The organism is Streptomyces sp. NPDC048197 (genome assembly GCF_043202395.1).
Taxonomy (GTDB): Bacteria; Actinomycetota; Actinomycetes; order Streptomycetales; family Streptomycetaceae; genus Streptomyces; species Streptomyces siderophoricus.
The window spans coordinates 24814-35306 of record NZ_JBIDAJ010000056.1; the positions used below are offsets into that span (position 1 = coordinate 24814).

Below are 10493 nucleotides of genomic sequence, written 5' to 3' on the forward strand. Positions count from 1 at the left end.
CCTACAGCCGCTGGATGATCGTCGCCGTCGCCAGTGCTCCGCCCGCGCACATGGTGATCAGTGCGAACTCCTTGTCCGCGCGTTCCAGTTCGTGCAGCGCGGTGGTGATGAGCCGGGCGCCGGTGGCGCCGACGGGGTGGCCGAGGGCGATGGCACCGCCGTTCACATTGACCTTCGCCAGGTCCTGGTCGAAGACCTGGGCCCAGGAGAGCACGACGGAGGCGAAGGCCTCGTTGATCTCGACGAGGTCGATGTCCTTGAGGGACATCCCGGCCTTGCCGAGCACCGCGCGGGTGGCGTCGATCGGGCCGTCGAGGTGGAAGTGCGGGTCGGAGCCGACCAGGGCCTGGGCGACGATGCGGGCGCGCGGCCGGAGCTTGAGGGCGCGGGCCATCCGCTTGGAGGCCCACATGAGGGCGGCGGCCCCGTCGGAGATCTGGGAGGAGTTGCCGGCCGTGTGGACGGCGGTCGGCATGACGGGCTTGAGGCGGGCCAGCGCCTCCATGCTGGTGTCGCGCAGGCCCTCGTCGTGGTCGACCAGCCGCCACATGCCCTGTCCGGCGGCCTGTTCGTCCTCGGTGGTGGGGACCTGGACGGCGAACGTCTCGCGTTTGAAGCGTTCCTCGGCCCAGGCGGTGGCCGCGCGTTCCTGGGAGATCAGTCCGAGGGAGTCGACGTTCTCGCGGGTGAGTCCCCGGTTGCGGGCGATGCGTTCGGCCGCCTCGAACTGGTTGGGCAGATCGACGTTCCACTCGTCGGGCCAGGGCTTGCCGGGGCCGTGCTTGGAGCCGCTGCCGAGCGGTACCCGGGACATCGCCTCGACGCCGCAGCCGATGCCGACGTCGATCACTCCGCCGGCGATCATGTTGGCGACCAGGTGGTTGGCCTGCTGGGACGAGCCGCACTGGCAGTCCACGGTGGTCGCGGCGGTCTCGTAGGGGAGGCCCATGGCCAGCCAGGCGTTGCGGGCCGGGTTCATCGACTGTTCGCCGGCGTGGGTGACGGTGCCGCCGACGATCTGTTCGACGCAGTCGGGCTGGATGCCCGTACGGGCGAGCAGTTCGCGGTAGGTCTCCCCCAGGAGATAGGCGGGGTGGAGGTTGGCGAGCGCGCCGCCGCGCTTGCCGATCGGGGTGCGTACTGCTTCGACGATGACGGGTTCCGCGGCCATGACTGACTCGTCCTCTCCTCGCGTCCGCGGGCGTCCCGGCACCCACGGAACAGAACTAGTACGCGTTCTAGTTCTGCGAACAGTCTCGTGAGCCGCCACCCGGGGCGCAAGGGGCATGCAACCCCCTTGTCCGGAACGGGAATCGCCGAGACCCTTGCCACTTATAGAACTCGTTACTACCTTCACCGCGACCCCGCACCTGATGCTCCGTCAGATACTCGATGGCCCACGGACCAGGAGTCGCCGATGCCATGCCCAGCGCTGCCCGAGGGGTTCGACTTCACGGATCCCGACGTCTACCGGTCCCGCGTCCCGCTCCCCGAGTTCGCGCAGCTGCGGCAGACCGCGCCCGTGTGGTGGAACGCCCAGCCGCACGGCATCGCCGGCTTCGACGACGACGGCTACTGGGTCGTCACCCGCCATCAGGACGTCAAGGAGGTCTCCACCAAACCGGAGGTCTTCTCCGCGAACCTCAACACCTCGATCATCCGGTTCAACGCCTCGATGACCCGGGAGCAGATCGACGTCCAGAAGCTGATCATGCTGAACATGGACCCGCCCGAGCACACCAGGGTCCGCCAGATAGTGCAGCGCGGATTCACCCCGCGCTCCATACGGGCACTGGAGGACGCGCTGCGCCAACGGGCCGGCCACATCGTCACCCAGGCCCGGACGACCGGCTCGGGGGACTTCGTCACCGACGTCGCCTGCGAGCTGCCCCTCCAGGCCATCGCCGAACTCATCGGCATCCCCCAGGACGACCGGGCCCGCATCTTCGACTGGTCCAACAAGATGGTGGCCTACGACGATCCCGAACTGGCCATCACCGAAGAGGTCGGCAGCAATGCGGCGATGGAGCTGATCTCGTACGCGATGAACCTCGCCGCGGCGCGCAAGGAATGCCCGGCCAAGGACATCGTCAGCCAGCTGGTGGCGGCGGAGGACGAGGGCAACCTCGGCTCCGACGAGTTCGGCTTCTTCGTGCTGCTGCTGGCGGTGGCCGGCAACGAGACCACCCGCAACGCCATCACGCACGGCATGCACGCCTTCCTCACCCACCCCGGCCAGTGGGAGCTCTACAAGCGCGAGCGCCCCGCCACCGCGGCCGAGGAGATCGTGCGCTGGGCCACCCCGGTGGTGTCCTTCCAGCGCACCGCCACCCAGGACACCGAACTGGGCGGCGCACAGATCAAGAAGGGCCAGCGGGTCGGGATCTTCTACTCGTCCGCCAACAACGACCCCGAGGTCTTCGACCACCCCGAGGCCTTCGACATCACCCGCGACCCCAACCCCCATCTGGGCTTCGGGGGCGGCGGACCGCACTTCTGCCTCGGCAAGTCGCTTGCCGTACTGGAGATCAACCTGATCTTCCAGGCCATCGCGGACGCCATGCCGGACATCGCGCTGGCGGGCGATCCCCGGCGGCTGCGCTCGGCCTGGCTCAACGGCGTGAAGGAACTCCAGGTGCGGTACGGCTGAGCCGGTACTCCGCACGGCGCCCGGTGGTCGGCAGGGACCGCCGGGCGCCGCCATATGTCCGAAAACGGTTCGCCGCTCAACCTTGCCAGCCGTCAGGTGCAGACTTACATTCGAACTCACCAGTAAGTAACCGCGGGTAACCCGGACTTCCCCCCGCACGCGCCAGCGCCCGGTTCCCCTGCGCACCTCCACACAACGCTCCCCCCACATGTCGTGACAGCGCGTTCCACCGCTCTGACGAAGGGGACCCACACCATGCAGGACGCACACGGCAGACCCGTCACGGGGCGCACCAGCTGGCGCAAGTTCGCCGTGCTGGCCGTCCCGGCCCTCGCCGGCACCGCGGCCCTGGGCATCGCCCTGGCCAACGGGGCGCTGGCCGCCTCGTTCGCCGTATCGGGACAGCAGTTCAAGGTGTCCGCCGACAGCCTCAAGGGCGACGGATTCGCCCAGTACGGCAGTGTGGACGCGAACGCCAGGGGGGATCTCCTGCCGGTCGCGGTCACCGCCATCAAGACGGCCCAACTCCACAACCTCTGCCAGTCGGTGGTCACCCACCTGCCCGTCATCGGTGACATCTCGCTCAACCTCAGCGCCGGTACGGGCAGTACCCCCGTCGAGGCCAGCGATCTGTTCGTGGACGCCACCCAGCTCTCCGGCAACGCGTCCTTCCACGCCATCGAGATCGGCCGGGACGCCTCCACGCTGGACAAGGGCCCGGCCAGTGCGCAGGGCATGCAGGACCTGTTCGCCCAGCAGGCCGACGACGTCAGCATCAGCAAGCTCCGGCAGACCGCCTGGACGACCAATGCCGGCACCTTCAAGCTGACCGGCCTGCACATGAAGATCTCCAAGGGCGCGAAGGAATGCTTCTGACCTGGCGGCGCTGGCGGACGGGACGGCCCTTCTGGGGCGGTCTGGCGGCCGTAGTCGCCGGCGCCGAGATCTGCGCCATCCCCCTGGCGCCCCTGAAGGTCATGCTGCAGCAGGGCATCGCCGGCATCCCGTCCGTCCTGATGGGACTGGTGATGATCCTGATGGGCCTCTCGGCGTGGTTCGCCCCGCACTACCGGGGGCTCGCGGGGGTGCTCACCGTCCTGTGTGCGGCCGCCGCACTGGTGATGTCCAACCTGGGCGGCTTCCTGATCGGCACGGTCATCGGGATCCTCGGCGGCTCGATGATCTTCGCCTGGCAGCCGACCGGGGCGGCGGAACCGCCGTCCCCGTGAGCAACTCCCGTTGCGGGAGCCCCCCGTGCAACCCCTGTGCACCCCCTTGGAACCCCCTCCGGAACGTCTCTGGAACCCCTCTGGAACCCCCCTCTGGAAGGAACCCCACCATGACGCATGCTCAGGACCCCATGTCCGCCCGGCCCCGGGCCTCCCGTACGTTCCGAACCTCCCGTACGTCCCGTAGGCGGGCGCTGGTCGTCGCCGGTGCCGGGATCGCCGCGGCGTTCGGACTGGCGGCGGGGGTGACCGGTCCGGCGATGGCGCAGCCGGCCGGCACCGCCGCCGCCACGACCGTGACCCCCGACGGCCACGCCTTCACCGCCACCCTCAGCGGCAAGGCCACCTTCACCGCCGGATCGGTGACCGTGACCTGCACGACCTCGACGTCCAGCGGCCAGGTCCCGGCCGCGCCCGGCAACCACAACGACGCCGGGCCGGTGAGCAGTTCGACCACCCCCGCTACGTACGGCTCCTGTACGACGAGCATGCCCGGGGTGAGCGCGACCGTCACCACCACCGGTACCTGGGGCGTGGCCATGCAGAACGGGACTCCGGTGACCGCCGGGCTGACCATCCCCTCGGGCGGGTTCGTGCTCAGGACCAGCGGTCTGGCGTCCTGCACGGTGACCGCGGCGCCCACCACCGCGGCCACCGTCAACGGCACCTGGACCAACGGGGCGCCGTCCACCCTGGCCTTCAGCAACGCGTCGGTGCCGGTGAAGGTGGTGGGCGGGTTCGGCTGCCCGACCAGTGCGACCAGCTCGAAATTCAATGCCACTTATCAGGTGCGGGACACCACCGATCCGGCGTCGCAGATCACCGTTACCGGGTGAGGCCGGCGGCCGCCACCGTCACCAGGGCCACCAGCACCGTGGTGGCGCTCACGCATGCGGTGACCAGCCGTCGCCTGAGGACCCGGTAGACCCCCTCGTATTCGGTCCGCAGACTCGCGCTGCGGACCGCAATGCGCTGCAGATAGGCCCGCGAGGTCTCGTGCTGGTCCTGGCAATAGCGGACCGCGACCTCCTGCCGCTGGGTGTCGGTGAGCCAGGGCAGTGCCGCACAGAAGGCCTCGGCGCGGGTGCGGGCGCGGTCCTTCTCCGCCTCCCAGAGCAGAAAGCCCTCGATTTCGTTGACGGCCCGGTCCAGATCCCGTTCGCCGTCCCAGGTCCTTTCCGCACCGGTGCGGATGCGCTCGCTCATGCCCGGGCCTCGATTCCGCTGCCGGACCGGTCCTCGGTATCCGTCGCGGCCGTGAGTTCCCGGGCGACCTCCGGGTGGTGCAGATCGAATGCCGGGGATTCTGAGCGGATGCGGGGCAGCGACCGGAAGTTGTGGCGCGGCGGCGGGCAGGACGTGGCCCATTCCAGCGAACGGCCGTAGCCCCACGGGTCGTCGACCTCGACCTTCTCGCCGTATTTCGCGGTCTTCCAGACGTTGTAGAGAAACGGCAGGATCGACAGTCCGAGGAGGAAGGAGAAGATGCTGGAGACGGTGTTGAGAGTGGTGAACCCGTCGGCCGCGAGATAGTCCGGAATGCGGCGCAGCATGCCTTCCGCACCGAGCCAGTGCTGGACCAGGAACGTGCCGTGGAAGCCCACGAACAGCGTCCAGAACGTGATCTTGCCGAGCCGCTCGTCGAGCATTTTCCCGGTGAACTTCGGCCACCAGAAGTGGAAGCCGGAGAACATCGCGAAGACGACCGTCCCGAAGACGACGTAGTGGAAGTGCGCCACGACGAAGTACGAGTCGGAGATGTGGAAGTCCATCGGCGGCGAGGCCAGGATGACACCGGTCAGACCACCGAAGACGAAGGTGATCAGGAAGCCGACCGCCCAGAGCATCGGCGTCTCGAAGGACAGCGAGCCCTTCCACATCGTGCCGATCCAGTTGAAGAACTTCACACCGGTCGGAACGGCGATCAGGAACGTCATGAAGGAGAAGAACGGCAGCAGCACGCCACCGGTGACATACATGTGGTGCGCCCACACCGTGACCGAAAGGCCGGCGATCGAAATCGTCGCCGCGATCAGACCGAGGTAACCGAACATCGGCTTCCGGGAGAACACCGGAATGACCTCGGAAATGATGCCGAAGAACGGCAGCGCGATGATGTACACCTCCGGGTGCCCGAAGAACCAGAAGAGGTGCTGCCAGAGGAACGCCCCGCCGTTCGCGGCATCGAAGACGTGCGCACCGAATTTACGGTCCACCTCCAGGGCGAACAGCGCCGCCGCGAGCACCGGGAAGGCCAGCAGGACCAGCACACCGGTCAGCAGCACGTTCCAGGTGAAGATCGGCATCCGGAACATCGTCATGCCGGGCGCCCGCATGCAGAGGATGGTCGTGATGAAATTGACCGCGCCCAGAATCGTGCCGAAGCCGGAGAAGGCCAGACCCATGATCCACATATCGCCGCCGATCCCCGGCGAATGCACCGCGTCCGAGAGCGGCGCATAGGCGAACCAGCCGAAGTCCGCCGCCCCTTGCGGGGTCAGGAATCCGCCCACCGCGATGAGCGAGCCGAAGAGGTAGAGCCAGTAGGCGAACATGTTCAGCCGGGGAAAGGCGACATCGGGCGCGCCGATCTGCAGCGGCATGATCCAGTTCGCGAATCCGGCGAACAGCGGCGTCGCGAACATCAGCAGCATGATCGTGCCGTGCATCGTGAACGCCTGGTTGAACTGCTCGTTCGACATGATCTGGTGGCCCGGCCGGGCCAGTTCGGCGCGCATGAGCAGTGCCAGCAGCCCGCCGACGCAGAAGAACGCGAAGGCGGTGACCAGATAGAGCGTGCCGATCGTCTTGTGGTCGGTGGTGGTGAGCCACTTCACGGGGAGCTTCATGCCCCGTTGGTGTCCGGGAGGGCCGCCTTCCTCACCGCCAACCGGCCCGCGGGCAGGGCGAGAAGGGGTGGCATGTGTCACTCGGTGCGGGTGTGAAGATCGGGGGCATGCCGGACACCAACGGTTCATGAGCACGGACGACGCCTTCGCCGAGGCCTATCGCGCGCACTACTGGGCGGTCAGCCGCTTCGTGGCGCGACGGCTGGACGGGCAGCCGCACGAGGTCGAGGAAGTGGTGGCGGAGGTCTTCTCCATAGCCTGGCGGCGCCGCACCGAGCTCCCCGAGTCCCCGCTGCCCTGGCTCTACGGAGTGGCCCGCAACTGCCTGTCCAACACGGTGCGCGGACTGAGCCGCTACCGCCGGCTGCTGAACCGCCTGGGCAACCACGAGGCGGCGCACCGGCGGCAGACCGTGGAGAGTCCGGACGCCGAGCGGCCCGGCTCCTGGGTGCACGAGGCGCTGGCCCGGCTCTCGCCCGCCGACCAGGAGGTGCTGCGGCTGACCGCCTGGGAGGAACTGACCGTCGAGGAGCTGGCGGTGACCCTCGGGTGCGGCCAGGGCGCGGCGGCCATGCGGCTGCACCGGGCGCGCCGCCGGCTGCGCGCGGAGATCGACCGTACGCGGACGACGGTGTCCGCACGAGCAGGAGACGACGGCAATGGGGGCCGCAATGGGTGACGAACTGGAGCTGCTGCGCGCGGCCGACCCGGTACCGGCCGGCGCGGGGCGCTGGCGGGACCGCCCGCTGGACGCCCGCGCCGAAGCGGGCCTGGCCCGTCTGCTGCACCACACGCGCACCCGGCGGGCCGGGCGCCGGCTGATGCTGCGCGCGGAGGCGGCGGTGCTCGCGCTGGTGGCGGTGGTCTGCTTCCTGCTCTTTGACGCCGGCAGCACCCCCGCGGCCGCGGCGCCCGGTCCACTCGTGCCGCACGCCGACACCCGGCCGGTACCGCTGGCCGACCTCGCGCGCAGGGCCGAGGCCAGGGCCCGGGCGGCCGCTCCGGGGGACGGGCCGCACCGGGGCAGTCATGTGCAGAGCTGGTACCTGAGCATGCAGGAGGGCCCGGACGCGGCGCCGCCCGTCACCGTGCCCGAGGAACGCATCACCCGGTGGAACGCGGACGGCAGCGGCTCCGAACTGGTCGTGGCCACCGACCCCCGGCACCCGGGCCGGCCGGTCATCCATGACGACGACGGCCACTGGCGGACCGTCAGCGACGGCAAGGTCCTGCACCGCAGGACCTACCCGGCGGGCTCCGAGGCGCAGCACGGCGGCCTGGCCTCCCGTACGCGGCCGCCGACGGACCCGGCGAAGCTGCGCGCGCAGCTGGGCTGGCTGTACGGCGGGGCGGGCGGCGCCCGTACCGTCTCCCCCCTGTTGCAGGCGCTCTCCTCGTTCCGCGGGGAATGGACCCCGGGTCCGCGCGAAACGGCCGCGGTCGTACGGATGCTGGCGGACGCCGGGGGCCTGCGGCCGGCCGGTTCGGTCACCGACCGGCTGGGGCGGCGCGGGGAGGCGTATGTGCACGACGGCGCAGGTCTGCGGCAGATGGTGATCCTCGACCCGCGGAGCGGCGAACTGCTGGGCCTGGAGGAGACCTTCACCACGGACCAGCCGGACTTCAAGGTGAAGGCGGGACAGGTGATGTCGTACGAGGCGTGGCTGCCGTGACGGAGCGGCCGCGCTCCCGAGTGGCGGGGCGGCGCGGCATGGCGGATCCTTGAGGAGACGCGACGATCCCGTCTCGGCGCGGCGGTGCTGTGTGCCGCCGCGCCGTTTCGCGTATGACCCGGCGGCGTACTCCCCCGGTCCTGTCGAGTCGGGCGGCCCTATCGAGTCGCGCATGAGTGAGGCATGCCACAAAGCTGTGGACGGTTGCAGCCGATCCCCGCGAGATGGATCACAGACGAAGGTCCCTCACATTGCTCGGCAAAAGGGAGTTTCCCCTGCAAGGAGCGGGTATACGACCGCCTGCGCGGTCATCCGCGCACCGTCCGTGATGAACCGTTCTGCCCCTATGGTCGACCTTTGCCCCGCCGCTCGACGGCGGGCCTGCCCGTCGCAGCCATGGCGGGTCATGTCCCGCCACCCGGTGGCGGGCGGTTCCTGTAGTCGTCCCAGAGAGCGCAGGCGAGCGAACACGTGCCGACGAAGTCTCCCGTCGCACCCGGCCCCCGTCCCCCCATCGGCAGCCGTGCCGCTGCCGAGTCACCCGGTCTGCGACAGGACCGGCACGCAGCGCCGCAGCAGTCCTCCCCCGAGGTGACCGTCGTCGACCCCACGATGGTCAAGCGGGCGGTGTCGGCAGCCGCGCTGGGCAATGCGATGGAGTGGTTCGACTTCGGCGTCTACAGCTACATCGCGGTCACTCTCGGGCACGTCTTCTTCCCGTCCGGGAATCCGACCGCGCAGTTGCTGTCGACGTTCGGCGCGTTCGCGGCGGCGTTCCTGGTGCGTCCGATCGGCGGCATGGTCTTCGGGCCGCTCGGTGACCGGATCGGCCGCCAGAAGGTGCTGGCCATCACCATGATCATGATGGCGGTGGGCACCTTCGCCATCGGCCTGATCCCGTCGTACGCCACCATCGGCGTCGGCGCGCCCATCCTGCTGCTCGTCGCCCGCCTGGTGCAGGGCTTCTCCACCGGTGGCGAATACGGCGGCGCCTCGACCTTCATCGCCGAGTACGCGCCCGACAAGAAGCGCGGATTCCTGGGCAGCTGGCTGGAGTTCGGCACGCTGGCCGGTTACGTCGGCGGCGCCGGCCTGGTCACGTTGATGACGGCCCTGCTGTCCACCGAGGACCTCAACTCCTGGGGCTGGCGGATCCCCTTCCTGATCGCCGGTCCGATGGGCATCATCGGCCTCTACCTCCGGATGCGGCTCGAAGAGACCCCGGCCTTCGCGCAGTTGGAGAAGGAGGCGCGGACCAAGGAGAAGGAGCGCCGCGAGGCCGAGAAGCGGATCGGCATCCGCGAGATGGTCTTCGGCCAGTGGCGGTCGATGCTGCTGTGCGTCGGACTGGTGCTGGTCTTCAACGTCACCGACTACATGCTGCTGTCGTACATGCCGAGCTATCTGACCTCGGAGCTGAAGTACGACGAGACGCACGGTCTGCTGGTCGTGCTCGCGGTGATGGTGCTGATGATGGTGGTCCAGCCGTTCGCGGGCCGGCTCTCCGACCGCTTCGGCCGTCGCCCGGTCATCGCCGCGGGCTGCGCCGGCTTCCTGGTGCTCTCGGTGCCCGCACTGCTGCTGATCCGGCAGGGGTCGCTGGTCGCCATCGCGCTGGGCATGGCCGCGCTGGGACTGCTGCTGGTCACCTTCACCTCGACGATGCCGGCCGCGCTGCCCGCACTGTTCCCGACCAAGGTGCGCTACGGCTCGCTGTCGATCGGCTTCAACATCTCGGTGTCGCTCTTCGGCGGTACCACGCCGCTGGTGGTCACCGCCCTGATCGGCGCGACCGGCAACAAGATGATGCCCGCCTACTACATGATGGCGGCGGCCGTGATCGGTGGCATCGCCGTCTGGCGGATGTCGGAGAGCGCCCGCAGGCCGCTGCCGGGCTCCCCGCCGGCCGTCGAGACCGCGGCCGAGGCCCAGGAGGCCGTACGAGCGGCCCGCTGACCGCCCCCTTCCCTTCCTGAGCAGGGCCCGACCGGAAACCTCCGACGCTGTTGGTTAATTCGGGCCCTGCCTGCTTCGCCCCGCTGGTAGTCCAGTGGGGCGAAGTGCTGCCAGGTGGGAGGTTCGGGTGCGGGCT

At 69.4% G+C, this 10493-nt stretch carries 10 protein-coding genes; 7 read left to right on the top strand and 3 right to left on the bottom strand.

Going from position 1 to position 10493, the window contains the following annotated elements; genetic code table 11:
• Window position 1: 1 nt before the first annotated feature.
• Complete coding sequence (locus ACGF4C_RS37480; protein ID WP_393572837.1) at window positions 2–1171, bottom strand: steroid 3-ketoacyl-CoA thiolase; 1170 nt, start codon at window positions 1169–1171, stop codon at window positions 2–4.
• A 246-nt stretch (window positions 1172–1417) separates the two neighbouring features.
• Here ACGF4C_RS37480 and ACGF4C_RS37485 point away from each other — a divergent pair, with 246 nt between their 5' ends.
• The 4 genes from ACGF4C_RS37485 (at window position 1418) to ACGF4C_RS37500 (ending at window position 4715) form a co-directional block, all read left to right on the top strand.
• Entirely contained in the window at window positions 1418–2650 is a 1233-nt protein-coding gene (locus ACGF4C_RS37485; RefSeq protein WP_393572839.1) for a cytochrome P450, read from the top strand.
• Between the two features lie 255 nt (window positions 2651–2905).
• Window positions 2906–3526 (top strand): DUF6230 family protein, encoded by a 621-nt coding sequence (locus tag ACGF4C_RS37490; RefSeq protein ID WP_393572841.1) that lies wholly within the window; start codon window positions 2906–2908, stop codon window positions 3524–3526.
• Entirely contained in the window at window positions 3517–3879 is a 363-nt protein-coding gene (locus ACGF4C_RS37495; protein ID WP_351529255.1) for a DUF6114 domain-containing protein, read from the top strand. Before ACGF4C_RS37490 ends, ACGF4C_RS37495 begins: the two co-directional genes overlap by 10 nt.
• 110 nt (window positions 3880–3989) lie before the next feature.
• Window positions 3990–4715, top strand: coding sequence for a hypothetical protein (locus tag ACGF4C_RS37500; RefSeq protein ID WP_393572844.1), 726 nt, complete (start codon window positions 3990–3992; stop codon window positions 4713–4715).
• On the opposite strand, the gene ACGF4C_RS37505 is transcribed toward ACGF4C_RS37500, so the two are convergent.
• Both ACGF4C_RS37505 and ctaD read right to left on the bottom strand, forming a co-directional pair.
• On the bottom strand, window positions 4705–5085 hold the full coding sequence (locus ACGF4C_RS37505; RefSeq protein ID WP_393572846.1) for a hypothetical protein: 381 nt from the start codon (window positions 5083–5085) through the stop codon (window positions 4705–4707). The genes ACGF4C_RS37500 and ACGF4C_RS37505 overlap by 11 nt on opposite strands.
• Complete coding sequence (gene ctaD, locus ACGF4C_RS37510) at window positions 5082–6728, bottom strand: cytochrome c oxidase subunit I (protein ID WP_393572848.1); 1647 nt, start codon at window positions 6726–6728, stop codon at window positions 5082–5084. Before ctaD ends, ACGF4C_RS37505 begins: the two co-directional genes overlap by 4 nt.
• A gap of 127 nt (window positions 6729–6855) precedes the next feature.
• On the opposite strand from ctaD, the gene ACGF4C_RS37515 reads away from it, so the two are divergent.
• From ACGF4C_RS37515 to proP, 3 genes are all read left to right on the top strand, one after another.
• Window positions 6856–7407, top strand: a complete 552-nt coding sequence (locus ACGF4C_RS37515; RefSeq protein WP_362136299.1) for a sigma-70 family RNA polymerase sigma factor — start codon at window positions 6856–6858, stop codon at window positions 7405–7407.
• Window positions 7400–8401: a CU044_5270 family protein gene (locus ACGF4C_RS37520; RefSeq protein ID WP_393572850.1), complete on the top strand. Its 1002-nt coding sequence runs from the start codon at window positions 7400–7402 to the stop codon at window positions 8399–8401. The genes ACGF4C_RS37515 and ACGF4C_RS37520 overlap by 8 nt, the downstream gene beginning before the upstream one ends.
• Before the next feature lie 546 nt (window positions 8402–8947).
• The gene (gene proP / locus ACGF4C_RS37525) at window positions 8948–10357 is read left to right on the top strand and encodes a glycine betaine/L-proline transporter ProP (protein WP_393572854.1); all 1410 of its coding nucleotides are present in this window, start codon (window positions 8948–8950) and stop codon (window positions 10355–10357) included.
• Window positions 10358–10493: the final 136 nt, after the last annotated feature.